Below are 25,268 nucleotides of genomic sequence, written 5' to 3' on the forward strand. Positions count from 1 at the left end.
GGCATTTCGACATGGTGCGCGAAAAATCGCGCGGCGGGGTGTTTGCGGACCGCCTGCGATGCGGAGGCGCGCCCTTTGCTCCTTCCAGGCAGGCCAACCCGGCCGCGGAGGAAAGACCGTGCTGCGTGTGATTGCCCTGGTGTCCATCGGCCTGCTGGCCACGCCAACGGCCCGCGCCGACCGCCTGGCCACCCACGGCAGCGGCGAGGCCCGCATCGTGCTCACCGACGACATCTGCCCGCAGTCGCAAGGCAGCGATGAGCTGATGCAGGCCTACAGGCCGGCGCGGGGCACGGCGGCAGCGGGCTGCTGGATGATCAACCAGCGCGGCAATCCGGTGATCAGTTGGAACGGCGGGGGCGTGCAGGAGCTGGACGCCGCCCAGGTGCGGCTGGAACCGGAGTACGCGGCGCTGCTGCGCGACGTGGACACCGCCGCACCGGCGGTGCGGGTGGCGCCGGCTCGGTCACGGCCGGCCACCGGCACTTCATTTGCGCGCCCCGCGTGGTGCAAGGACGCTCGGCAGCCGCACGAGCGCGTGATCTGCGCCAACCGCGACCTGGCGGCGGCCGACCTGCAGCTGGGGCCGCTGTGGCGCGCCTACCGGGACACGCTGGCGCTGAGCCCGCTGGAGCAGGCCCGGCAGAAGAGCATGTTCTTTCATCAGCTCAAGGCCTGCGGCGAGGACCGGGCCTGCCTGGCCGCGCGCCAGGCGGAGCGCCAGCGGATCTACCGCGATGCGCTGGCGGCTGCCGGTCACTGACCGGCAGCGCTATCGCGGACGCGGGCGACTTACGCGGCGCGCGAGCGGCGGCGGCGTACAGCCAGGCCCAGCGCGGCCAACCCTGCAGCCACCAGGGACGAGGTGGTGGGCTCGGGCACGGGCGAGGTCTGGAACGTGAGGTTGTCCATGCCGAAGAAGCCGCGGTTGTGGTCACGCCACTCGATGCGGGCGATCGGGTCGGTGGAGCCGATGCCGAAGAAGACGGCCTCGCCCTCGGCGCGCGGCAGCAGCACGCGGAACCGGCCCAGGCTGTCACCCGCCGTGCCGTAGGCCTCGATGGTGATCAGGCGCACCGTGGAGTGCGTGAAGTCGGGGATGTTTCCCAGCCAGCTGCCCACGGCGTACACCGGGTTGGCGAAGCTCACGCCCATGTCGGAGTAGGTGGCGCTCACGAGGTTCGACATCCCCTGCTCGCCGAAGAAGCCCGAGAAGTTACCCGACGCGCCAAACCAGCGTTCCGTGGACGATGGCCCCGTTTCCAGGTACGCCATGCCGTCCACGCCGGGCAATGCGGTGCTGCCGGTTTCAAACGTGACCACCGTGGCGGTGTCAGCAAAGGCATCTGCGCCGATGCGCGTGGTGGCGGCCGTGGCTGCTTGCGACAGCAGCAATGCGCCCAGCGCGATGGCGCCCAGTTGATGGTTCATGGTCTTCCTCCTCCAAGGAAGGCGAATTACATCATTTGCAGTTGCCGCAGATGGCCCTCATCCGGGGGGAGGACGGCGCCCAGCCGGGGCACCGCCGGGCCGGCAGGCAAGCAATCGACCGGCCTGCGGCGCTCATGGTTTCCTCGGGGCGATGCGCGTCACCTGCGCGACGCGCCGGCGCGTGAGCCCGGTCGTACCCTCGTTGGCAATCGCAGCGACCTCTTTCGCTGCGGCTCTGGGAGACACCATGCACCGCACCGCCTCGCCCTACCGTTGCTCCGCGCTGGTCACCCTGGCGGCCAGCCTCGCCTTGCTCGCCGGTTGCGGCGGCGGCGACGATGACGACGACACGCCCGCGCCGGAAGAAAGCCGGCCGCAGGACGCGTTGACCTTCACACCCGTGGTCGAGACGAGCTTCGCCGCGCTCGCCGGCAGCGCGGTGGAGACCGACCGCTGGACCGGCGTGCTCAACGGCGCGGCCTACCGCATCGAGGTGCCCAAGACGGGCTGGAACGGCAAGCTCGTGATGTGGGCGCACGGCTACGCCGGCAGCGGCCCCAACCTCACCGTCGGTACGCCCATCATGCGGCGCTACCTGCTGGACAACGGTTATGCCTGGGCGGCGTCCAGCTACAGCAAGAACAACTACGACGTGCGCGCCGGCATCGAGGACACCAATGCGCTGGCGCTCAACTTCGTGAGCATCGCGGGCAGCAAGGGCCGCACGCTGGCCGCGCCCTCCAAGATCTTCATCACCGGCGTGTCCATGGGCGGCCACATCACGGCGGCCGCCATCGAGGCCGAGACGGAAACCACCGCCGTGCACAAGGTGCACTACCACGGCGCCGTGCCGCTGTGCGGCGTGGTGGGCGACAACGAACTGTTCAACTACTTTGCCGGCTACCAGGTGGCCGCGCAGCAGCTGGCCGGCGTGCCGATGACGAGCTTTCCGGTCACCAACTTCGCCACCCTCGCACCGGCCATCCAGTCGGCGCTGTGGACCACCTTCCCCACCCAGACCAACGCCCAGGGCGACAAGCTCAAGAACGTGGTGATGAACCTGAGCGGCGGCGCGCGCCCGTTCTATGCCGAAGGCTGGGCCAACGCGGGCAACCAGGGCAACATCTGGGCCTCGCTGGGCGGTGACGGCACCATCAGCGGCATCCTGAACAAGAACGTGCTGGACACCACCGGGCTGTACTACAAGGTGGACGCGTCCAGCACCGACAAGACCGCGCTCGACGACGCGTTCAATGCCAGCGCCTTCAAGATCACGCCGGCACCGGACGCGAACCGGCTGCGCCGCGACGGGCTGCGCTGGATTCCGGTGGTCAACGGCGAGTTCAGCGTGCCGGTGGTGTCGCTGCACACGCTCGGCGACCTTTTCGTGCCCTTCCGCATGGAGCAGGTCTATCACGACCGCGCCAAGGCCAAGGGCAACGACCAGCGGCTGGTGCAGCGCGCGATCCGCGACGTGGGCCATTGCGCGTTCACCGCGGCGGAAGCGACCACGGCGTTCGACGACATGGTGAAGTGGGAAGCTGGTGGTGCCAAGCCCGCGGGCGACGATGTGGCCACCGCCGCCACGGTGGCCTCGCCCACCTACGGCTGCGCCTTCACCAACAACACGCCCAGCACCGAGGACTACACCGCCCCGGACGTGCGCGCGGCATTCCAGGCGCACTACCCGGCTTGTCCGTGAGCGCCGCCCGGCCGGCCGAAGGCGCTCGCACCGCAGTGCGAAGCAGGGAGGTTGCCCAGTGAGCGGCGCGCGCTGTCGGCGCCCTCAGCGGGCCGACAGCGCCTCCCAGCGCTCCAGGGCGGCCATCAGCTGCTCCTCGATCTGGGCAAAACGCGCCTGCACTTCGGCCACACGCTGCGGCTGCTCGGCATACAGCTCATTGCTGGCCAGCTGCAGCTCCAGCGCCTTCTGCTCGGCCTCCAGCGCCTCGATGCGGGCGGGCAGTTCGTCCAGCTCGCGCTGTTCCTTGTAGCTGAGCTTGCGCACCGGCGCCGCCGGCCTGGGCGCGGCCACGGGTGGTGGCGGGGCCGGCACTGGCGCGGGCTTGGCCGCAGCCGCCTGGGCTGCACGTGAGCGGTCACGCTGCAGCTTCCAGTCCTCGTACCCACCTTCGTATTCGCGCCAGAGGCCGGGGCTGGCGTCGCCCTCCCAGGCGATCGTGCTGGTGACCACGTTGTCCAGGAAACGCCGGTCGTGGCTCACCAGGAACACCGTGCCGTTGTAGGACTGCAGCAGCTCCTCCAGCAGCTCCAGCGTGTCGATGTCCAGGTCGTTGGTGGGCTCGTCCAGCACCAGCACGTTGGCAGGCAGCGCGAACAGGCGTGCCAGCAGCAGGCGGTTGCGTTCGCCGCCGCTGAGCGTGCGCACCGGTGAGTTGGCGCGCGCCGGCGAGAACAGGAAGTCGCCCAGGTAGCTCATCACATGCTTGCGCTGGCCACCGATCTCCACCCATTCGCTGCCCGGGCTGATGGTGTCGGCCAGCGTGGCGTCCAGGTCGAGCGCGGTGCGCATCTGGTCGAAGTAGGCGACGCTCAGGTTGGTGCCGCGGCGCACCGAGCCGGCGGTGGGCTCCAGCTCGCCGAGGATCACCTTCAGCAGCGAGGTCTTGCCCGCGCCGTTGGGGCCGATCAAGCCCACCTTGTCGCCCCGCAGCAAGGTGGAGCTGAAGTCCTGCACCAGCAGCTTGTCGCCGAAGCGCAGGGAGACCTTGTTGAGCTCGGCCACGATCTTGCCGCTGGGCACGCCGGCGTCCAGCTCCAGGCGCACCTGGCCCAGTTGGTCGCGCCGCTTGGCACGCTGCTCGCGCAGCTGCACCAGGCGGGCGATGCGCGCCACGCTGCGGGTGCGGCGCGCCTCCACGCCCTTGCGCACCCACACCTCTTCCTGCGCCAGCAGCTTGTCGGCGCGCGCGCTGGCCAGGGCTTCGGCTTCGAGCTCACGCTGCTTGGCGGCTTCGAAGGCGGCCAGGTTGCCCGGGTAGCTGCGCAGTTGGCCGCGGTCCAGCTCCACGATGCGGGTGGCCACCGCGTCGATGAAGGCGCGGTCGTGCGAGATCAGCACGATGGCACCGCGGAAGCCGACCAGCAGCCCCTGCAGCCACTCGATCGCGTCCAGGTCCAGGTGGTTGGTGGGTTCGTCCAGCAGCAGCACCTCGGGCGAGGCCACCAGCGCCTGCGCCAGCGCCACGCGCTTCTTGGTGCCGCCGGACAGCGCGTCCACCTGCGCCTCGGGGTCCAGGTTCAGGCGGTGCAGGGTTTCATCGACCCGCTGCTCCCAGTTCCAGCCGTCCAGCGCCTCGATGCGGGTCTGCAGCGCGTCCAGGTCTTCGCCGGGCGCATGGGCTTCGTAGCGCGCCCGCACCGCCTTGGCCTCGGCCACCCCTTCGCTCACCGCCTCGAACACCGTGTGGCCGGGCTCGAACACCGGCTCCTGCGGCACGTAGTAGCGGCGCAGGCCCTGCTGCACCTGCAGGATGCCGTCGTCGGGCTTCTCCAGCGCGGCCAGGATCTTCAGCAGCGAGGACTTGCCGGCGCCGTTGCGCCCGATCAGCCCCACCCGCTCGCCCGACTCCAGCGACAGGCCGGTGCCATCGAGCAGGGCCACGTGGCCGTAGGCGAGGTGGGCGTTGGTGAGCGTGAGAAGGGCCATGGGGACAAGGGCAGGACTGCAGAAGAACCTGCGATTGTCGCCGGCCAAACGGATGTCCCTCTGGGACAGACCGCGCAGCGGTCAGGGGAGGCGCAAGCGCCTCCCCCATGGGGTGTCATGTCGCCCTCTCCCCAACCCTCTCCCCAGGGGAGAGGGGGTCCCCCCTGGACAGACCGCGTGCAGCGGTCAGGGGCGGTGGTGGCGGCGGTGGCGCCAAGCGGCCGGGGGCTCACATCCCTACCGGATGAAGCGACCGCCTGGGCCCACGATGAGGAGGTCGACGAAGTTGGAACCGTGGTGGTTGGTGGGGCTGAAGTTCAGCGTGAAGCCGCCCAGGTCCACCTTGCCCATGCTTTCGATCGCGCCCGGCAGGCTGGCCGAGGTGACGCCCTTGCCGGCGCGCTTCAAGGTCTCCAGCAGCACCCGCATGTTGAGGTAGCCGAAGAAGTGGTCGAAGTCGATCGGCAGTTTGGCCTTGTCCATCACCGCGGCGTATTCCTTGGTGATGGGCGTGGTGGCGCGCATCGGATACGGCACGTTCTGGGTGAAGGCCAGGCCGCGGGCGTCGTCGCCGAGCGCGGTGAGCAACTGGTGCGAATTGGCGATGGACGGCGCATACACCGGCACGGCGAGGAAGCTGCGTGCCGCGCGCGCAAACGGGATCAGCGCCGGGCCGAAAGCCATGAAAATCACGGCCTGCGGGTTGCTGGCCGCCAGCTGCTGGCACACCGCGCCCGATTCCTGGCCGGGGATGTCCAGCGCGGCCTTCGCCACCAGCGTGGAACCCTGTTCCTTGCAGACCTCTTCCACCACCGGCAGCATCAGCTGGCCGAAGGGGCTGTTGTGATAGGCCAGCGCGATCTTCGTGCGGCCGACGGTGGAGAGGTTGCGCACCATCTGCACCACCTCGTCGCGGTAGCTCGCCATCGCGGTGAAGAAGAAGGGATGCTGCCTGGCGCGCAGCGCCGGCGCGCCGGTGTACACGCCCACCAGCGGCACCTTCTTCTCGGCGATCAGCGGCAGCACGGCGGCCACGTTGGCGGTGCTGGCCAGGCCGAACAGGGCGGTGACGTGCTCCTTGTCGATCAGCGTGTTCACGTTCTCCACGCAGCGCTTGGGATCGTAGGCATCGTCCAGCGTGATCAGCTTGACCTTGCGCCCGCCCACGCCGCCCTTGCGATTGAACTCCTCCAGCGCCAGGTCCTGGCCCTTGAGCACCGCCTGCAGGGTGGCCGACAGCGGGCCGGTGAGGTGGGCACTCTGGCCGATCACGATCTCGTCGCCCGCGGCCGGCGCGGCCCAGCTGCTGCGGGCGGCGAGGGCGGTGGCGGCCAGCGCGCCCAGGCCACGGAGGCAGGCACGGCGTTGGGTGGAATACAGCATGGGACGGGTCTCCTGCGCGCGGTGGCACACGGCGGCGCGCTTGATCGTGGGGTCATCCGCCGTGCCGGATGCCGCTGCGGCGACAGCAGCGTGGCCGCACCGTAGCGGCCGCTCCTGTGCACGGCCGTCACCTTCGCGACAGCGCCCCGCGCCGTTCGTGAACCGCACCACGCCGCCAAGGCAAACCCCTACGCCCGCGCCGGCAGAAATGGCGCGGCAGGCCGCCCCGCGTCCAGGGCGTCGGCGTTCGGTCAGACGAAAGCGGCCGGGCTCAGCGGATCTGCAGCACTTGCAAGGGCAGCACCACCGGCGCCTCATGCCCCCAGCTGCGTCGGATGTAGGTGGCCACCGCGGCGATCTCGGTGTCGTTGAGCGTCGGGCCGAAGGGTGGCATGCCGTATGGGCGCGGGTTGCCGGCCGTGGTGGGCGGAAAACCACCGCTGACGATGGCGCGCAGCACGTTGGCGGGGGACTCCAAGGTCACGCCGCGGTTGCCCGCCAGTGGCGGATAGGCGCCGGGTGCACCCTGGCCCTGCTCGCCATGGCAGCTGGCGCAATGGTCGCGGTACAGGCGCCCGCCCAGCGCCATCTGCGCCGGGTCGGCCTTCTCGGGCTCGTCCTGCTTCTGCGGCGCCTGCTGCGGCAAGGCCTGCAGGTACACCGCCATCGCGCTGAGGTCGGCATCGGGCAGGTGCTGGGTACCGCGGAACACCACCTCCGCCATCGGCCCCATCACCGAGCCGCGGGGGGACACGCCGGTCTTGAGCAACTGCACCACGTCGTCGGTGCGCCAGCCGGCCACGCCGGCTTCGCGCGCCGAGGCCAGCGAGGGCGCATACCAGTTCTGCATCGGGATCAGGCCGCCGCTCAGCTCCAGCTCCCCGCTGGTGGCACCCAGCAGGTTGCGGCTGGCGTGGCAGGCATTGCAATGGCCCAGGCCCCGCACCAGGTAGCTGCCGCGGTTCCACTGGGGCGATTGGGCGGCATCTGGCTGGTAGACGCCGGGCGTGAAATAGAGCGCGCGCCACACCGCCAGCGCCGCCTGCAGGTTGTAGGGAAAGCGCAGCTCGTGTGCCAGGTTCGCCTGCGGCACCGGCGCCAGGCTGCGCAGGTAGGCATAGAGCGCGTCCGAATCGGCGCGTGTCACCAGCGTGAAGTTGGGGTACGGAAAGGCGGGATACAGCAGGCGGCCGTCGCGCGAGCGGCCGTTGTGCAGGGCGCGCCAGAAGTGGTCAGCGCTCCAGCGGCCCAGCCCGGTGGTGTCGTCGGGCGTGAGGTTGGGTGCGAACACGCGGCCGAAGGGCGTGTCGATCGCGCGCCCGCCGGCATAGGCCAGCCCACCACGCGCGGTGTGGCAACCCATGCAATTGCCGGCGCGCGCCAGCACTGCCCCGCGCTGCACCTGCTCCGGGGTGGCGACGAAGGGCGCGGGTGTGTCGGGGATGGCGGCTTCGTCACGGCGGTTCAAGGCCCACACCAGCGCCGTGGCGATCAGCAGCACAAGCGCAGAGATCAGCGCCAGGCGCAGGCCGGGCCGACGCCAGCGGCTGCTCACCGGGCCGCCTTCGCACCGCGGGCGGGGCGGCTCGGCGTGACGGCGGCCGCGCAGCTCATGGCGGCACGCTGCCGCAACGCAGCGGCAAAGGGCCGGGCAGCGCCGGCACCGGCCGGCTGTCGGCGGGCAGCGGCTGCGCCGCCAGCCAGTTGGCGAGGTCGCCAATGTCCTGCGGGCCCAGCCGCTGGGTGATCTGCGCCATGCAGTCGGGTGCGGCGGCCCGGCGCAGGCCGTTGCGCCAATTCCCGAACTGGCCCACCAGGTAGTCGCGCGGCAGGCCGAGCAGGCCGGGGGTGGCGGGCAACACACCGGTCATGGCCGTGCCGTGGCAGGCCACACAGGCCGGGATGCCACGCTGCGGGTCACCCCGCTGCACCAAGGCCTGGCCGCGTGCCAGCGCGGTGGTGTCGACGTCTGCGGGCTGCGGCGGCGGATAGGGCAGCTGCAGCCCGGCAAAGTAGTCGGCGATGTCGTGCAGGTAGGCATCCGACATCTGGTCGACCAGGTAGGTCATGGTTGCGTTGCTGCGCCGGCCGTCACGAAAGTTCGCCAGCTGGTTGAACAGGTAACCCGCCGGCTTGCCGGCGATGCGCGGAAACCAGCCCTGGTTGGTAGAGCGGCCCTCCTTGCCGTGGCAGGCGGCACAGGCCTGCATGCGCTGGGCCATGGTGTCAGGCACCTGCAGCGGCGCGGCGGACAGCACACCGCAGGCAGCGAGCGCAGCGCCCGCTGCCAGGGCGCGCAGCGATGCAAGAAAGGAGAGCATCACCGGGCTGGCAGCAAACCGCGCTCCAGCACGAAGTTGCTCGGCACATGGCGCTGGCGCAGCCGCATGAAGGGCGTTTCGACCGCGCGGTAGAGCAGCCAGCCACCCGCCAGGCAGACCAGCGTCACCACCGCCGGCAAGGCGGCGCCTGCCAGCGCGGTGCCCTGGAGCTGGCGCTGCACGATGAAGGCGAGCGGCTTGTGCGTGAGGTAGATCGCATAGGACCAGGCCGCCAGCGACGCGGCGCCCGGCACGCGCCAGCGGTACAGCACCGTCTGCGGGCTGAGCGCGGCCAGCACCAGCAGCGCGAAGGCGCAGGCGAGCAGCGAATAACCGAAGCCGGTCATGAAGTAGCCGTACCCGTAGCCGTCGATGTAGTAACCCTGCAGGATGCCCCAGCCGAGCAGCAGCAACGCGGCCAGGGCAGCCACCAGCAGCACGCGGCCACGGGCCATCAGCGCCGACCAGGCGGGGGGATGGAAGTTCTTCAGCAGGGCGATCGCCACGCCCGGCAGGAACTCGTCCATGCGGGCCCAGCTGGCGTAGTAGATGTTCGGCATGTAGCCGATCACGCCGCGGTCCGCCTCCAGGCCGTTGTCGCGCCACAGCAGGCTGCGCAGCACGATGCCGCCCAGGATGCCGCCCACCACCAGGCCCCAGCCCCAGCGCACCGACAGGCGCCAGCGCAGGCCCAGCACCAGCAGCGCCGGCAGCAGCAGGTAGAACTGCTCCTCGATGCACAGCGACCAGGCGTGCGAAAACGCGGTGCCCGGCTGCAGCCCGATGTTCTGCGTGAAGGTGAGAAAGCGCCACAGCGGCGGCGGCGTGCGCCCGCCCATCACGGCCGGGAACAGGAAGTACAGCGCCAGCACCACGTAGAAGTTGGGCAGCGTGCGCAGGAACCGGCGGGCGTAGAAGGCCTTCAGCGACGGCTCGCGCCCGCGCGCCACGCCGCTGAAGAGCTGGTTGCCGATGAGGTAGCCGCTCAGCACGAAGAACAGATCCACACCCGCCCAGCCCACGGTGCTCAACCAGCCGAAGGTGGGCTCGCGGCTGACGAACACCATGTAGTGGTAGGCGAACACCATCACGATGGCGGCAGCGCGCAGGGTGTCCAGGCCGGCCAGGCCGTCGGCCCGGGAGTGTGGCAAGGGCTCCACGTCAGAGCACGCGTTCGAGCGCGTCGACGAACATCTTCGGCACGTCGAAGCCGGTCTGCTGCGTGATCTCCTGGAAGCAGGTCGGGCTGGTGACGTTGATCTCGGTCATGCAGTCGCCGATCACGTCGATGCCCGCCAGCAGCAGGCCGCGCGGCGCGAGCACCTTACCCACCTCGACCGCGATCTCGCGGTCGCGTGCTGACAGCGGCTGGGCCACACCCTTGCCGCCCGCAGCCAGGTTGCCGCGGATCTCGCTGCCCTGGGGGATGCGCGCCAGCGAGAACGGCACCGGCTCGCCGTCGATCACCAGGATGCGCTTGTCGCCCTGCGTGATCTCGCTGAGGTACTTCTGCACCATCACGGTTTCCGCGCCGCCCTTGTTGAGCGTCTCGATGATGGAGCCCAGGTTCAAACCATCGGGCCCGACACGGAAGATGCCCATGCCGCCCATGCCGTCCAGCGGCTTCAAGATGATGTCGCGGTGCTGCGCGTGGAAGTCGCGTACCGCCTGCGGATCGCGCGTCACCAGCGTGGGGCCGATCAGGTGCGGGAACTCCAGGATGGCCAGCTTCTCGGGATGGTCACGCAGCGCGCGCGGCTTGTTCACCACCTTGGCACCTTCGCGTTCGGCCTGTTCCAGCAGGTGGGTGGCGTAGAAGTACTCGCTGTCGAAGGGCGGATCCTTGCGCATCAGCACGCCGCCGAAGCTGGCAAGCGGGCGCACGGCCTCTTCCTCCACGATGAACCAGTCGTGTTCGTCGCCGGTCAGGCGCACGCGCCGGCAGCGCGCCGTCACCTGGGCGCCCGTCTGCCACAGCAGCTGCGCCGGCTCGCAGGCCCACAGCCCATGGCCGCGCCGTGCCGCCTCGCGCATCATCGAGAACGTGGTGTCCTTGTAGGTCTTGAAGACCTCCAGCGGGTCGGCGACGAAGAGCAGTTCCATGGCGGTTTTCGGATCCGGTGGTGAGCGATGCGGCGGCGGGCGCTGGCCGCGGCCGGGCCCGCCATCAGCGGGCGGGGCGAAAGTGTTGCACAGCCATCGCGATCGCGCCGGCGACCACGCCCCAGAAGGGAGATCCCACCCGCCACAGGGTGACGCCACTCAAGGTGACCAGGAAGGTGATCAGCGCCGCATCGCGTGCATGTTCGTCCTTCATCGCCATGCTGAGCCCTCCGCCGATGGTGCCCAGCAGCGCGAAGCCGGCCACGGCGAGCACCAGCTCCTCCGGAAAGGCGGCGATCAGCCCCACCACCGCGCCGCCCAGCAGCCCGACCACGATGTAGAACACACCCGCCATCACCGCGGCCATGTAGCGGCGGCCGGGATCCTCATGGGCTTCGCGCCCCATGCAGATGGCCGCGGTGATGGCCGCGAGGTTGAGTGCGTAGCCGCCAAAGGGCGCAAGCACCAGGCTGGCCAGGCCGGTGACCCCGATCACCGGCGACACCGGCGTGGTGTAGCCATTCGCCCGCTGCGCCGCCACGCCGGGCAGGTTCTGCGACGCCATGGTCACCACGAACAGCGGCAATGCGATGCTGATGGTGGCCGCCAGGCTGAACACCGGCATCGTGAACACCGGCACCGCCGCATGCCATTCGACCGCGCCGAAATGCAGCTGCCCCTGCATCGCCGCGATGACGATGCCCGCGGCCAGGACCGACGGCACCGCATAGCGCGGCCACAGCCGCCGGCCGACCAGGAACACCGCGAACATGGCGGCCACCAGCACGAACTGCGTGCGCAGTGACAGAAAGGCATCGAGCGCAAAACGCGCGAGCACTCCCGCCAGCAAGGCCGCGGCCAGCGCCTGCGGAATGCGGTTCATCACGCGCTCGAAGAGGCCGCTGAAACCGGCCAGCGTGATCAGCAGTGCGCACACGATGAAGGCCCCCACGCCTTCGGCCATGGGCACGCCGGCACCGGCGGCCACCAGCACGGCCGCACCCGGCGTGGACCAGGCGGTGAGCACCGGCTGCCGGTAATACAGGCTCAAGCCCGCGCTGGTGAACCCCATGCCCAGGCCCAGCGCCCACATCCAGGAGGTGAGCTGCGCCGGCGTGGCGCCGAAGGCGGCCGCGGCCTGGAACACGATGACCACCGAGCTGGTGAAACCCACCAGCACCGCGACAAAACCGGCCACGGTGGCCGGCAGCGACAAGTCCCTCAGCATGTTCTTCATCGCGCCGGAGCATAGGGCAGCCCGGGCCGCGGCGCTGGCGCGGGGCGCTGCGCCGCCACGCATGTCATGCGCGCGGGGCCGCTGCGCCTTCGTCTAGAAGTCGCTCTTCCCGAAGCGGGCGAAGCCCTGGTTCACGCCCGGCGGATCGAGCGTGGCGAGGTCCAGCGCCAGCGGCTCGCCGATCCACTGCGCCAGCGTGGTGTGGTCCGCCAGGTCGTCGTGGGTGAGCGGATGCACTAGCACGCGCAGGCCGCTGGCCCGCAGCAGCGGCATCAGCTGCGGCAAGGCGCGCTGGTGGAAGTGGATCTCGTACTGGGGAATGGGGTGCGGCCCGGCCGGGCCTTCGCAGGGGCGGCCCACGAACAGCAGGTCAGGCAGGTCGCCGGAATCCTTCAGCGCGCCGAGCTGCCGGTGCAGCGCATCGGCACCGTCACGATCGGCCTGCGTGAAATACACATGGGCGTGCCAGGGTGCGAGTGCGTCGTCGGTCATGGTCGGCTCCCCTGCGGGGTCAGATCTCCACCTTGGCGCCCAGCTCCACCACGCGGTTGGACGGCAGGTTCAGGAAGTCGGCGGCCGCGGCCGCATTGCGGTGCATGCTGGCGAACAGCTTCTCGCGCCACATCGCCATGCCTTCGCCGAAGGTGGGGATCACGGTGTCGCGCGACAGGAAGTAGCTGGTTTCCATGTCGTCCAGCACCACGCCGCGGCCCTGCAGCAGCTTCAGCGCCTCCGGCACGTCGGGGTCGTTCTTGAAGCCGAAGTTCAGGGTCACGGCCCAGCAGGCGCGGCCCAGCGGCTCGATCTCCACCCGGCGGTTGAAGCCGATCCACGGCACCTCGTGGTGCTTCACATGCACGAACAGGTTCTGCTCGTGCAGCACCTTGTTGTGCTTGAGGTTGTGCATCATCGCGTTGGGCGTGAGGCCGGGCTCGCCCACCAGGAACACCGCAGTGCCGGGCACGCGAAGCGGCGGGCTGATGAACACCGCATCGAGGAAGCTCTTGAGGTCGATCGCCTCGTCTCGCAGCCGGTTGCTGAGGATGGTGCGGCCCTGTTTCCAGGTCATCATCAACGTGAACATGCCGATGCCGATGACCACCGGGAACCAGCCGCCGTTGAGGAACTTCAGCGTGTTGGACGCGAAGAACAACACGTCGATCACGAAGAAGAAGCCGGTGGCGGCGATGCACAGCAGCAGCGGCAGGCGCCAGCCGTAGCGGATGACGAAGAAGGTCATCACCGTGGTGATGGTCATGTCCAGCGTCACCGCGATGCCGTAGGCGTTGGTGAGCTTGGAGGAGGACTCGAACAGCACCACCGCCAGCACGATGAACACATACAGGCCCCAGTTCACGAAGGGCACGTAGATCTGCCCGGTGTCGCGCACGGAGGTGTGCTTGATGTGCATGCGCGGCAGCAGCCCGAGCTGGATCGCCTGCTTGGTGACCGAGAAGGCCGCGGTGATCAGCGCCTGCGACGCGATCACCGCCGCGGCGGTGGCCAGGAACAGCAGCGGCAGCTGGGCCCAGTCCGGCGCCATCAGGTAGAACGGGTTTTCCACCGCCTTCGGGTCGGCCAGCAGCATGGCGCCCTGGCCGAAGTAGTTGATCACCAGCGCCGGCATGACGATGCTGTACCAGGCGATGCGGATCGGCAGCTTGCCGAAGTGGCCCAGGTCGGCATAGAGCGCCTCGCCGCCAGTGACCACCAGCACCACCGCGCCCAGCGCGATGAAAGCCACGCCGCGGTGGTGCATCACGAAGTCGATGGCGTACATCGGGTCGAGCGCACGCAGCACCGACGGGTTTTCGGCGATGTGCGGCAGGCCCAGCAGCACCAGCACCGCGAACCACACCAGCGTGATCGGCCCGAAGGCCTTGCCGATGCCGGCGGTGCCGAAGCGCTGCACCGCGAACAGCGCGGTGATGATGATCAGCGCCAGCGGCACCACGAACCGCTGCGAGGCCGGGGCGATCACCTGCAGGCCTTCGATCGCGCTGACCACCGTGACGGCCGGCGTGATCACGCCGTCGCCATAGAAGATGGCGGTGCCGAACATGCCCACCGTCATCAGCACCCGGCGCAGCTGCGGCTTCTCGTTCACCGCCGTGGTGGCCAGGGCCAGCATGGCGATCAGGCCGCCTTCGCCGTTGTTGTCCGCGCGCAGGATCAGCAGCACGTACTTCAGCGACACGATGATCGTGATCGTCCAGAAGATGAGCGAGAGCACGCCCAGCACGTTGCCGGGTGTCATCGGCACATGGGCGCTGTGGAACACCTCCTTCAGCGCATACAGCGGGCTGGTGCCGATGTCGCCGTAGACGACGCCCAGGGCGCCGAGGGTCAAGCCCGCCAGGACGGAGGGACTGCGATGTGCAGTGGAGGTCACGAAGGAAGGCCCCGCGGCGGGGCCAATGCTCGGAAGGAGCCGTATTGTGCCCCTGGGGCCCCGGCACTCCGAAAACCGTTGTTGCAGTGCACCAACAATGGAAAAAGGGGGCATCGCCCCCTTTCGTCGGCCGAGCCCGGGTCGTTCAGCGGGCGCGGCGGCGCGCGGCGGCACCCACGGCGGCCAGGCCCAGCACCATCAGTGCATAGGTTTGCGGCTCGGGAACCGGATTGATCTGCGCCGACAGGTAGGTGCCGGTGGGCAGCGACTGCTCGCCCCAGCTGAACGTGATGGAGTCCGCGGTGTGGGTTTCCGTCACGCCGACAAGGTTGGTCGTGAACGTCACGCTGCCGATCGGCGCGCCCAGGTCCAGGCTGGTCAGCTGCAGGCTCACCGGTTCGCCACTGCAGGCGAACACACCGCAGAACTGGGAGGTGGAACGGATGCTGAAGCCGGTGTCGGAGTAGTCGTAGAACTGGTTGGAGAAGAAGTTGCCGTCTTCGCCGGCGCCCACCACGGCCACGCTCTCGCTGCTGCCGAACTGGCCGACGTATTTGGTGACCACGGTGTCGCCCGTGAGCCCTGCGTGCGCAGGCAGCGCGACGGCCAGTGCTGCCACGGCTGCGGCGGCGCTCGACTTGATGAATCCCATGTGTGTTCCCTCGAGGAATGTTGTTTGCAAATGCGGGCGAAGTGTCTCAACCCGGGCGGGTTTTGACCGCCCCCTCGAGCCGGGGGCACCACACGTTTGCGGGGGGAACTTGGGACGAGGCGCGCGGCTGGCGCCTTATTCGTAGATCTCGGCGTCGGGGTCGGTGGACTCCAGCTCGTAGCTGGCCGCCAGCATGGCCAGGCGGGCGATCACGCCGTACATGTAGAAGCGGTTGGGCGCGCTTACACCCGGCTTGACGCCCGCGCGCGGCAGCTGGTTGCTTTCGGCAAAGGCCAGCGGCACGAAGCTCGCCCCGGGTGAATTGAGGTTCTCGTCGATGCCGCGCTCGGCGTGCACCCGGTAGAAACCGCCCACGACGTAGCGGTCCAGCATGTAGACCACCGGCTCGGCCACCGCGTCGTTCATGCGCTCGTAGGTGGGCACGCCTTCCTGGATGATCAGCTCGCTGATGTCCTGCCCGTCCTTGGCGGTGCTCATCTTGTTGCGCGTGCGGCGGCCGATCTCGTCCAGCTCCTTCGCGTCGCGCACGGTCATGATGCCCATGCCGTAGGTGCCGTTGTCCGCCTTGACGATCACGAACGGCTTCTCGTTGATGCCGTATTCCTTGTACTTGCGGCGGATCTTGCCCAGCAGCGTCTCCACGTTGCTCTGCACTTCCTCCAGGCCGGTGCCTTCCTGGAAGCTGACGTTGCGCGCCTGCGAGAACATCGGGTTGATCAGCCACGGGTCCATGCCCAGCAGCTTGGCGAACTTCTTCGCCACCTCTTCGTAGGCCTGGAAGTGATGCGTCTTGCGTCGCACCGCCCAGCCGGCGTGCAGCGGCGGCAGCAGGTACTGCTCGTGCAGGCTCTCCAGCACCCGGGGAATGCCCGCGGAGAGGTCGTTGTTGAGCAGGATGGTGCAGGGGTCGAAGTCCTTCAGGCCCAGCCTGCCGCGGGTGCGCAGCAGCGGCTCCACGGTCAGCTCGCTGCCGTCGGGCAGCGGGATGGTGGTGGGCTCCTTCACCGCATCGTCCAGCGAGCCAAGGCGCACGTTCAGCCCCGCCTGGTGGAAGATCTGCACCAGCCGCTGCACATTCGTCAGGTAGAAGGTGTTGCGGGTGTGCTTCTCAGGGATGAGCAGCAGGTTCTTCGCCTCGGGGCAGATCTTCTCGATCGCCGCCATCGCCGCCTGCACCGCCAGCGGCAGCATCTCGGGCGTGAGGTTGTTCCAGCCGCCGGGAAAGAGGTTGGTGTCCACCGGCGCCAGCTTGAAGCCGGCATTGCGCACGTCCACCGAGGTGTAGAACGGCGGCGTGTGCTCCATCCACTCCAGCCGGAACCAGCGCTCGATCGCCGGCATCGATTCGAGGATGCGCTGCTCCAGCTCGTTGATCGGGCCGTTCAGTGCGGTGATGAGATGCGGGACCATGGGAATCGCCTTTGGTGCGGTGGAGCGCAGGGAGGGAAAAGATTGTAGGGATGTGGGGGCAATCCCTGGCCCGGCAAGGCTGATGCCATTTCGGCAAGGCGTTGATGCGCTCCGGCGCCGGCCGCGCCGCCTTGCGGCAACCGCGCGGTAAGCGCCCACACTGCCAACTGCCTCGAAAACACGGCGCTGCTGCAAGGCCCTGTGCCCAGCGGGACACATCCGCCCGCCCGCACATTTCAAACCGGAAAGGAAGTGGCAACACCGCGGCAACAGCCCGCAGGCGCAATCGACCCGCCGGCGACCCGACCGGTGAGAAGGAGTGTTCGACATGACGATCTTTGGAGCGCGCTCGCTGTGGCGCGCGGGCGCGGCCTGCCTGGCCGCCGCACTGGTGGCCGGCTGCGGCGGCAGCGGCAGCGACGACAGCGGCACCGCCTCGCTGCGCGTGGTGAACGCCAGCCCGGGCTACGGCCAGCTGGACTTCTATGTGGACGACAGCATCGCGCTGTCCTCCATCGCCAGCGGCACCGCCACCAGCTACATCAGCCTGTCCAGCGGCACGGCGCACAGCACGCTCTTCACCCGCACCGGCTCCGCCACCACCGTGCAGTCGCAGGACCGCACGCTTTCAGCGGACGTGGCCTACACCGTGGTGGCGTATGGCTGGGAGGGCAGCCTGAAGACCTTCCACCTGAGCGAGGACGAAAGCGCGCCAGACAGCGGCAAGGCCAAGCTGCGCACGGTGAACACCGCGCCCGACGCCGGCACGCTGGATGTCTACGTGACCGGGGTGACGGATTCCCTCACCGACGTGAGCCCGGTGAACAGCAGCGTCGCCGGCAACTCGCTCAGCGCCTTCAGCACCCTGACACAAGGCACCTACCGCATCCGCGTCACCGCGGCCGGCAGCAAGACCGACGTGCGCCTGGACATCCCCAGCGTCACGCTGGACAGCCAGGAGGTGGCCTCCCTGATCGTGACCCCCACCACCGGGGGCGTGCTGGTGAACGCGCTGGTGCTGCCCCAGAAGGGCCAGCTCGAGAGCTACACCAACACCTACGGCCGGGCGCGCCTGGTGGCCGCGGTGTCCGGCAACGCCGGCGTGGCGGCGGCCGCGGGCAGCACCACGCTGTCCAGCGGCTCACGCTCACCGCTGGTGGGCAACTACACCCTGGTGCCCACCGGGCTGCTGCCGCTGACGGTCAGCGTGAATGGCACCGCGGTGAGCGCAGGCAACGCCACCGTGGCACCGGGCGCCGAGCTGACGCTGCTGGTGCATGGCGACCCGGGTGCCGCGCAGGTGACCCTGCTCAGCGACGACAACCGGCTGCCCAGCCAGGTGACCGGCCTGTCCAGCCAGGCCAGGGTGCGCCTGGTGCACGCAGTGGCGGGCCTGGCCTCCGGCGTGTCCCTGGTGGCGGACTTCAGTGCACTGGCCGATGACGTGGCCTACGGCACCGCCTCCTCGTACGTCAGCCTGTCCGCCGGCACGCTGTCGCAGGTGGACGTGACCTCGCCGCTGCAGGCCAGCGCCTTGTTCAGCGCCACCGACGTGACGCTGCAGTCGGAAGGTGTGTACACGCTCTTCATGATGGGTGGCGCCAGCGCGCCGGCCGGCGTGTTGCGCAAGGACCGCTGAGCGCGCCCGCGGCAGGGTGCTTCACCCTGCCGCTGCCGAAAAGAAAAGCCGCCCCGAGGGGCGGCTTTGTCGTTCAACGCGCAGGCGCTCTTAGCGGTGGTACGCCGTTTCGCCGTGGGCGCTGATGTCCAGGCCCTCGCGCTCCTCTTCTTCCGTGACCCGCAGGCCGATCACCAGGTCGACGATCTTGTAGGCGACGAAGGAGACAACGGCCGACCACACCACCGTGACCAGCACGGCCTTGAGCTGGATCCACACCTGCTCGCCGATCGGGTTGGAGCCCACGGTGGCAGTGACCCAGTCGGTCACCAGGCCCGGGCCGCCCAGCACCTGGGTGTTGAACACGCCGGTGAGCAGTGCGCCCACGATGCCGCCCACGCCGTGAACGCCGAACACATCCAGCGAGTCGTCCGCGCCCAGCAGCTTCTTCAGGCCGTTCACGCCCCACAGGCAGGCAAAACCGGCGACGAAGCCGATGACGATGGCGCCCATCAGGCCCACGTTGCCCGCCGCCGGGGTGATCGCCACCAGGCCCGCCACCGCGCCGGACGCGGCACCCAGCATCGAAGCCTTGCCCTTCATCAGCGCTTCACCGATGCACCAGGCCAGGACCGCACCCGCAGTGGCGGTGAAGGTGTTCATGAAGGCCAGCACCGCGGAGTTGCCCGCTTCCAGCGCGGAGCCCGCGTTGAAGCCGAACCAGCCGACCCACAGCATCGAGGCCCCCACCATCGTGAGCGTCAGCGAATGCGGCGTGAACGACTCCTTGCCGTAGCCGATGCGCTTGCCGATCAGGAAGGCACCCACCAGGCCGGCCACCGCGGCATTGATGTGCACCACGGTGCCGCCGGCGAAGTCCAGCGCACCCCACTGCCAGATCAGGCCGGCCTTGCCGTTCATGGCATCGACCACGTCCTTGCTGGCGTAGGCATCCGGGCCCATCCAGAACCAGACCATGTGCGCGATCGGCGCATAGCTGAAGGTGAACCAGATCGCCATGAACAGCAGCACCGCCGAGAACTTGATGCGCTCGGCGAAGGCTCCCACGATCAGGCAGCAGGTGATGCCGGCGAAGGTGGCCTGGAAGGCGGCGAACAGCAGCTCGGGGATGTAGACGCCCTTGCTGAAGGTGGCCGCCATCGCGAACTCACCCGTCGAGGCGTTGAACAGGCCTTTGAGGAACAGCCGGTCCAGGCCGCCCACGAACTTGTTGCCTTCGGTGAAGGCCAGGCTGTAGCCGTACAGGGCCCACAGCACGACGATCATCGAGAAGGTGACCATCACCTGCATCAGCACCGACAGCATGTTCTTGCTGCGCACCAGGCCGCCGTAGAACAGCGCCAGGCCGGGGATGGTCATCATGATGACCAGCAGGGTGGACAGCAGCATCCAGGCGTTGTCGCCCTTGTTGGCCACCGGTGCGGAGGCCGCCGCGGCGGGTGCGGGCGCGGCCGCTGCGGCGGCGGAGGCTGCAGGCGCAGCGGCAGGTGCCGAGGCGTCGGCCGCCACGGCGGCCGCAGAGGCGGCCGGCGCGGATGCCGCGGCATCCTGGGCCAGCGACACGCCGGTGAAGCCGGCGAACGCCAGCCCGAGGGCCAGTGAAGCAATGAGCTTTTTCATGGGCTGTCTCTTGAATGTTGGTTTACAGCGCGTCCTTGCCGGTCTCGCCGGTGCGGATGCGCACCACCTGCTCCAGCGCGGACACGAAGATCTTGCCGTCGCCGATCTTGCCGGTGCGGGCCGCGCCTTCGATCGCTTCGATCACGCGTTCGACGATGGCATCGTCCACCGCCGCTTCGATCTTCACCTTGGGCAGGAAGTCGACCACGTACTCCGCGCCGCGGTACAGCTCGGTGTGGCCCTTCTGCCGGCCGAAGCCCTTGACTTCAGTCACCGTGATGCCTTGAACGCCAATGCCGCTCAGGGCTTCACGCACTTCATCAAGCTTGAACGGCTTGACGATCGCGGTCACCATCTTCATGGGTTGTCTCCTAGTTAGAAGGCGTACTTGACGCCGAGGACCGCGGCCTTCTTGCCGGTGAACTTGCCCGCGGGAGTGACGTACCAGGTGTCGTCCGCGTCGGTGCCCACGGCGGACAGGCTCACGGTGAGGCCCTTGACCACTTCCTTGGCCACGCTCACGGAATAGTCGGTGTAGGTGGCCACCGGGTCGTACGGGCCCTTGATCTTCTGGCGTCCCACATGGGGCGTGAATGTCAGGCCCCACGGGCCTTCGAACGTGGCGGACAGGTCGAGGTAGTAGCTGTTCTTGCTGTCGGGGTTGCCGAAGGTGTTGGACAGTGCGTGCGAGTACTTCAACGTCGCGGGTCCGTAGGTGAGCGCGCCGTAGAGTTCCGTGGTGTTGGCGTTCTTGAAGGCACCGAGCGGCGCATCACCGAGCTTGTTCTTCGGATACCAGTACTGCAGCACGCCGACGTCGAAGCTCAGGTCCTTGACGATCTCCTGCTTGTAGCCGCCGTAGAGGTCGATCTCGACATTGGCGTTGCCGGCGTCAAAGCCAAGGACGGTGCCGGTGTCCTCGATCCACTTGATCGTCGAAGCCCAGGTCCCGACATAAAAACCGCCCGGCAAAGTGGCATCCACGCCGCCTTGCAAAGCGGGCTTGAGCCGGCTTTGCGAGATGCCGCGGTAACGGTAGTCCGATACCGCACCCACATTGAAGGCGAACATGTCGTCGGCGTAGGACGCCACCGGCAGGGTGCTGAGCACCGCGGCGGCGGCAAGGGCGAACATCGATTTCTTCATGCGGGGGCTCCAACGAGTTGATATTCAGGACCGGGCCCTTTTTGCAGCTTCTGTGCCCGCGCCCCGGATGGCCAAAGCGCCCCAACTCAGGGCAACGCCTGCCTGCATGCACCGCGCCGCCGCACCAATGCGGTGATCGCATTCACGCCGCACCAATGCGAGGCGTAAAACGAGCCCCTTAGAGAGTAGGGCTGCCCAGGCACAATGCCGGCACAAGATCGAGGGAGGAGCACCAGCATGACGCTGGCCGTTGTTCACAGCCGCGCGCTGGATGGTCTGCAGGCACCCGAGGTGCAGGTCGAGGTCCACCTGGCGAACGGGTTGCCCAGCTTCACGCTGGTCGGCCTGGCTGACACCGAAGTGAAGGAAGCGCGCGAGCGCGTGCGCGCCGCACTCAACACCAGCGGGCTTGCGTTTCCCCACAACAAGCGCATCACCGTCAGCCTGGCGCCGGCCGACCTGCCGAAGGAGTCCGGACGCTTCGACCTGCCGATCGCGCTGGGCATCCTGGCGGCGGCCGGCGAGATCGACGCCACGAAGCTCGCACAACATGAGTTCGCCGGTGAGCTATCCCTGGCCGGCGAGTTGCGTCCGGTGCGCGGCGCGCTGGCCGTGGCGCTCGCCCTGCGCCACGGCGCCAGCACCCGCACGCTGGTGCTGCCCGCGCCGTCCGCCGCGGAGGCCGCGCGTGTGCCGGGCCTGGACATCCGCGGTGCCATTCACCTGCTCGACGTGGTGCAGGCCCTGCGCCCGGGTGAAGATGCGGTGCCGCTGCCACGCGCCGTGGCCGCCACCCCGGACGCCGCTGCGCCCCACCCCGACCTGCGCGACGTGCGCGGCCAGCTGGCGGCCAAGCGCGTGCTGGAGATTGCGGCCGCGGGCGGCCACTCGCTGTTGATGACCGGCCCACCCGGCACCGGGAAGTCCATGCTCGCCCAGCGCCTGCCCGGCCTGCTGCCGCCCATGGGCGAAGACGAGGCCTTGTCCAGCGCGGCACTGCAGAGCCTCACCCCGCGGGGTTTCGACCCGTCTCAGTGGAAGCTGCGGCCGGTGCGCTCGCCCCACCACTCGGCCACTGCGGTGGCTCTGGTGGGCGGTGGCACGCCGCCCAAGCCGGGCGAAATCTCGCTGGCGCACGGCGGCGTGCTGTTCCTCGATGAATTGCCCGAATTTCCGCGCAGCGCCCTGGAGGCCTTGCGCGAGCCGCTGGAAACCGGCCACATCACCATCTCCCGGGCCGGGCGGCAGGCGGCCTACCCCGCGCGGTTCCAGCTCATTGCGGCAATGAACCCCTGCCCCTGTGGGTTCCTGGGGGCGTACGCGGCCACCGGCAAGAGCTGTCGCTGCACGCCCGAGGCGGTGTCACGCTACCAGGGCCGCTTGTCCGGCCCCTTGATCGACCGCATCGACCTGCAGGTGGAGGTGCCGGCCGTCAAACCGGCCGAGCTGATGGCCCAGCCCGACGGCGAGCCCTCGGCCGCCATCGCGGCGCGTGTGCAGCAGGCGCGCGAGCGCCAGCTGGCGCGCCAGGGCAAGGCCAATGCCGACCTGCAGGCAGGCGAACTGGCGCAGCACGCCGCCATGGACACGGCTGCCGAGCGCTTGTTGCAGAGCGCAGCGGAGCGACTGGGCTGGTCCGGCCGCAGCCTGCACCGCGCGATCCGGGTGGCGCGCACCATCGCCGACCTGGCCGGCACACAGCAGGTGGGTGCGGAACATGTCGGCGAGGCGCTGCAATACCGGCGCGGCCTGCCGGCACCCTGAAAGGGGCACACGGCAGGCCGCGGGGTTGTGAGCTTGGGGCCCGACCGCCCCTTGGCGATCAGGCGCCCTGGCCGCTTTCGCGCTGGCTCGCCGGGCGCATGGTGTTGCCCTCCACCACCACACGCGTGCCCGGCGTGGGCGCGGTCTTCTGGGTGATGGTGCGCACGCTGCCGTCGTCCAGGCGCACGCGCGCTTCGTACACGGTTTCCGACTTGGCGCGCTTCTCGATCTCGTGGCCGGCCAGGCCGCCGCCCACCGCGCCAATGACCGTCATCGCCTTGCGGCCGTTGCCGCCACCCACCTGGTGGCCCAGCACGCCGCCCAGCACACCGCCGGCAATGGCACCCACCCCCGAACCCTCGCCCTTGCGGGTGACCTCGCGCACGCCTTCGATCACGCCGCAGTTGTGGCACACCGCCACCGGGCGCGTGTCCAGCGGGGTGGTGCTGCCTGTGCCGCTGCTCACGGCCGTGCCGCGATCGGTGTCATGGGTGGTCGCCGGTGCCTTGGGCGCCGGCTGGTGGCGCGGAGCCGCATGGCGGGTGGGCGCCGGCTTGGCGGGCGCAGGAGCCTGCTGCTCCGGGGCCGGCGTCGCCTGCAGGGCATTGGGTTGCACCGTGGCCGGTTGGGGCACCGGCAGGCTGGCGGGCGGCACCACGGTCTCGTTCGGTGCCAGCGCAAGCTTGGCCGGCACCGGGTCGGCCGGCGCGGCCTGGCGCGATGAACTCATCATCCAGCCGGCGGCGGCGCCCAGCGAGGCGATCATCACCGCCGCGCCGATCATGGCGGCGGGAGAGGTCATGCGGGAGCTCGGGCGGCTTGCGGTCGTGTTGTCGGTCATCGTGTTCTCCATTCGTTCAAGCGGCCCGCGGAACGCGGCCCCTCTAGGGATTGAACGTTTCGCAGCCCGGTTCGTTGCCGCCAACGCTGAATCAGGCGTAACTGGCCGTTACGCGAGGAACCCCAGGTTGCGCCTGGCAGCATCGAAGTTGCTGAGGCGGGGGAACAGGTCCAGCAGCTGGGAATCGCTCAGGCCGAACCAGCGGCCCAGAGTGGCGCCGACCTGTTCCACGCTGGTTTCCGGCAGCAAAGCGCCATTGGACAGCTGGTTCGGGCTGGTGAAGTCGCCCTTGCCGTCGGGCAGGCCATAGGCTGGGAAGTTGCCGTAGAGGTCGCGGCCCTTGACCGCGCCACCCATGACCAGGTGGTGCGCGCCCCAGCCGTGGTCGGTGCCGTCGCCATTGCTGGTGAACGTGCGGCCGAAATCCGAGGCGGTGAAGGTGGTGACGCTGTCGCGCACGCCCATGGCGCCCAGCACGGCATCGAAGTAGGCCAGGCCATGCGACAGCCTGGCCATCAGGTCGGCATGGTTGCGGTTCTGGAAGTCGTGGGTGTCGAAGCCACCCAGGCTGACGAAAAACACCTGGCGCTTCATGCCCAGCGTGCCGCGGGCGGCAATGGTGCGGGCCACCACCTGCAGCTGCTGCGCGAGGTTGTTGGTGGCCTTGGCCCCGGTGATCGGGTTGTCGTACTGCAGCAGCGGGTCGGTGCCGGTGGCGCCGGGCGTGCCGAAGGGCGCCGTGGTGGCCGACGGCAGGGCCGCGCTGAAGCTGGCCTCGGCGTCGATGGAGCGGCCCACCGCCCCGGCGTGGTCGCGCGCCAGGGCGGAATCCAGCCGCGCGGTGCGCATGATGCTGCGCATCTTCTCCAGCGCCACGGCGCTGCCGAACAGCGTGTTGCCCGAGCCGCCGATGCGAATGGCACCGCCGGTGGAGACCTGGTACTGCAGCACCTGCTGCCCGCTCAGCCACACGGCGTTGCCCGAGGCCGACACGCTGGTGAACACACTGCGCCCGTTCTGGCTGGCGAGCAGGTCGCCCATGCGGCCGCCCCAGCCGGTGGTGGCGCCTTCGGCAGCCAGCGTCTGCCAGGTGGACTGCTGGTCGTTGTGCGAGAACAGGCTGGCCGGCTTGGCGAAGCCGGCGTTCTTGTAGTCCGCCTTGGTGGTCGGCGCGATCAGCGGGCCGGCATTGGGCACGATCGCCAGCCGGCCGGCGTTGAACAGGTCGCGCGCGGCCACCAGCTGCGGATGCACCGCGAAGCTGCGCCCCTGGGCATTGATCGGGTTGAGTGCCAGCACGCCGCCCAGGCGGTCCGGCGAGCCAGCGGCGGCACTGCCCACCGGCACCGTGCCCACGGACTTGAGCGCGATCGGGTCGGGTGCCTGGTTGCGCACGCTCTGGTAGTTGGCCCAGGACGCAGCGTCCGTGGCCAGCACGGTGTTGTAGGTATCGTTGCCGCCAAAGAGGAACAGGCAGACGATGGCCTTGTAGTCGCCGGTGGACTGCGCGCTCGCGCTGCCGAGCGCGGCGAGGTTCAGCGCCAGCGGTGCGGCCGGCCCCAGCAGGGAAAAGGCGCCCGCCCGGCGCAGGAATTCACGGCGTGATGCAGAGGACGTCATGGATGCTTTCCGTGTCGG

Annotated in this window: 21 protein-coding genes; 4 read left to right on the forward strand and 17 right to left on the reverse strand. The window is 69.2% G+C overall.

The annotated features are described in order from the left end of the window. Positions 1-118: 118 nt before the first annotated feature. Positions 119-763: a hypothetical protein gene (locus VPH43_RS15175; RefSeq protein WP_328578553.1), complete on the forward strand. Its 645-nt coding sequence runs from the start codon at positions 119-121 to the stop codon at positions 761-763. A 29-nt stretch (positions 764-792) separates the two neighbouring features. On the opposite strand, the gene VPH43_RS15180 is transcribed toward VPH43_RS15175, so the two are convergent. Beyond that, entirely contained in the window at positions 793-1,431 is a 639-nt protein-coding gene (locus VPH43_RS15180) for a PEP-CTERM sorting domain-containing protein (RefSeq protein WP_328578554.1), read from the reverse strand. A gap of 247 nt (positions 1,432-1,678) precedes the next feature. Between VPH43_RS15180 and VPH43_RS15185 the strand changes: the two genes are divergently transcribed. After that, positions 1,679-3,133, forward strand: coding sequence for an alpha/beta hydrolase family protein (locus VPH43_RS15185; protein WP_328578555.1), 1,455 nt, complete (start codon positions 1,679-1,681; stop codon positions 3,131-3,133). A gap of 84 nt (positions 3,134-3,217) precedes the next feature. Here VPH43_RS15185 and VPH43_RS15190 read toward each other — a convergent pair whose 3' ends face one another. The 11 genes from VPH43_RS15190 to gshA all read right to left on the reverse strand — a co-directional run bounded on the left by VPH43_RS15190 (position 3,218) and on the right by gshA (position 16,620). Continuing rightward, complete coding sequence (locus tag VPH43_RS15190) at positions 3,218-5,101, reverse strand: ATP-binding cassette domain-containing protein (RefSeq protein WP_328578556.1); 1,884 nt, start codon at positions 5,099-5,101, stop codon at positions 3,218-3,220. 237 nt (positions 5,102-5,338) lie between these two features. Further along, a complete protein-coding gene (locus VPH43_RS15195; RefSeq protein ID WP_328578557.1) occupies positions 5,339-6,484 on the reverse strand; it encodes an ABC transporter substrate-binding protein in 1,146 nt (381 codons plus the stop codon). Positions 6,485-6,755: 271 nt separating this feature from the next. Beyond that, complete coding sequence (locus VPH43_RS15200; RefSeq protein WP_442909293.1) at positions 6,756-8,039, reverse strand: cytochrome c; 1,284 nt, start codon at positions 8,037-8,039, stop codon at positions 6,756-6,758. Positions 8,040-8,094: 55 nt separating this feature from the next. After that, on the reverse strand, positions 8,095-8,805 hold the full coding sequence (locus VPH43_RS15205; RefSeq protein WP_328578558.1) for a c-type cytochrome: 711 nt from the start codon (positions 8,803-8,805) through the stop codon (positions 8,095-8,097). Beyond that, positions 8,805-9,956, reverse strand: a complete 1,152-nt coding sequence (locus VPH43_RS15210; RefSeq protein ID WP_328578559.1) for an acyltransferase family protein — start codon at positions 9,954-9,956, stop codon at positions 8,805-8,807. Before VPH43_RS15210 ends, VPH43_RS15205 begins: the two co-directional genes overlap by 1 nt. A 10-nt stretch (positions 9,957-9,966) precedes the next feature. Continuing rightward, entirely contained in the window at positions 9,967-10,908 is a 942-nt protein-coding gene (gshB, locus tag VPH43_RS15215) for a glutathione synthase (protein WP_328578560.1), read from the reverse strand. 64 nt (positions 10,909-10,972) lie between these two features. Beyond that, positions 10,973-12,145, reverse strand: coding sequence for a benzoate/H(+) symporter BenE family transporter (locus VPH43_RS15220; protein ID WP_328578561.1), 1,173 nt, complete (start codon positions 12,143-12,145; stop codon positions 10,973-10,975). Positions 12,146-12,238: 93 nt separating this feature from the next. Next, positions 12,239-12,637 (reverse strand): DOPA 4,5-dioxygenase family protein, encoded by a 399-nt coding sequence (locus VPH43_RS15225; RefSeq protein WP_328578562.1) that lies wholly within the window; start codon positions 12,635-12,637, stop codon positions 12,239-12,241. Between the two features lie 19 nt (positions 12,638-12,656). Next, entirely contained in the window at positions 12,657-14,495 is a 1,839-nt protein-coding gene (locus VPH43_RS15230; protein ID WP_442909294.1) for a potassium transporter Kup, read from the reverse strand. A 187-nt stretch (positions 14,496-14,682) separates the two neighbouring features. Then, positions 14,683-15,189, reverse strand: coding sequence for a PEP-CTERM sorting domain-containing protein (locus tag VPH43_RS15235; protein WP_328578564.1), 507 nt, complete (start codon positions 15,187-15,189; stop codon positions 14,683-14,685). A 135-nt stretch (positions 15,190-15,324) separates the two neighbouring features. Further along, complete coding sequence (gshA, locus tag VPH43_RS15240) at positions 15,325-16,620, reverse strand: glutamate--cysteine ligase (protein ID WP_328578565.1); 1,296 nt, start codon at positions 16,618-16,620, stop codon at positions 15,325-15,327. Positions 16,621-16,948: 328 nt separating this feature from the next. Between gshA and VPH43_RS15245 the strand changes: the two genes are divergently transcribed. Continuing rightward, positions 16,949-18,259, forward strand: a complete 1,311-nt coding sequence (locus tag VPH43_RS15245) for a DUF4397 domain-containing protein (RefSeq protein ID WP_328578566.1) — start codon at positions 16,949-16,951, stop codon at positions 18,257-18,259. 90 nt (positions 18,260-18,349) lie between these two features. On the opposite strand, the gene VPH43_RS15250 is transcribed toward VPH43_RS15245, so the two are convergent. Genes VPH43_RS15250 through VPH43_RS15260 form a run of 3 tightly spaced genes read right to left on the reverse strand, consistent with a single transcriptional unit; the run spans position 18,350 to position 21,025 of the window. Continuing rightward, positions 18,350-19,879, reverse strand: coding sequence for an ammonium transporter (locus VPH43_RS15250; protein WP_328578567.1), 1,530 nt, complete (start codon positions 19,877-19,879; stop codon positions 18,350-18,352). A gap of 22 nt (positions 19,880-19,901) precedes the next feature. Further along, positions 19,902-20,240 carry a P-II family nitrogen regulator gene (locus tag VPH43_RS15255; RefSeq protein WP_328578568.1) on the reverse strand — a complete coding sequence of 113 codons (339 nt, stop codon included), beginning with the start codon at positions 20,238-20,240 and terminating at the stop codon, positions 19,902-19,904. A gap of 14 nt (positions 20,241-20,254) precedes the next feature. After that, positions 20,255-21,025, reverse strand: a complete 771-nt coding sequence (locus tag VPH43_RS15260; protein WP_328578569.1) for a TorF family putative porin — start codon at positions 21,023-21,025, stop codon at positions 20,255-20,257. A 237-nt stretch (positions 21,026-21,262) separates the two neighbouring features. On the opposite strand from VPH43_RS15260, the gene VPH43_RS15265 reads away from it, so the two are divergent. Further along, on the forward strand, positions 21,263-22,789 hold the full coding sequence (locus tag VPH43_RS15265; RefSeq protein ID WP_328578570.1) for a YifB family Mg chelatase-like AAA ATPase: 1,527 nt from the start codon (positions 21,263-21,265) through the stop codon (positions 22,787-22,789). A gap of 58 nt (positions 22,790-22,847) precedes the next feature. On the opposite strand, the gene VPH43_RS15270 is transcribed toward VPH43_RS15265, so the two are convergent. Both VPH43_RS15270 and VPH43_RS15275 read right to left on the reverse strand, forming a co-directional pair. Further along, on the reverse strand, positions 22,848-23,630 hold the full coding sequence (locus VPH43_RS15270) for a glycine zipper 2TM domain-containing protein (protein WP_328578571.1): 783 nt from the start codon (positions 23,628-23,630) through the stop codon (positions 22,848-22,850). Between the two features lie 108 nt (positions 23,631-23,738). Next, a complete protein-coding gene (locus tag VPH43_RS15275) occupies positions 23,739-25,250 on the reverse strand; it encodes a DUF1501 domain-containing protein (RefSeq protein ID WP_328578572.1) in 1,512 nt (503 codons plus the stop codon). Positions 25,251-25,268 lie beyond the last annotated feature (18 nt).

Source organism: Ideonella sp. BN130291 (assembly GCF_036231905.1).
GTDB lineage: Bacteria > Pseudomonadota > Gammaproteobacteria > Burkholderiales > Burkholderiaceae_C > CAMLIZ01.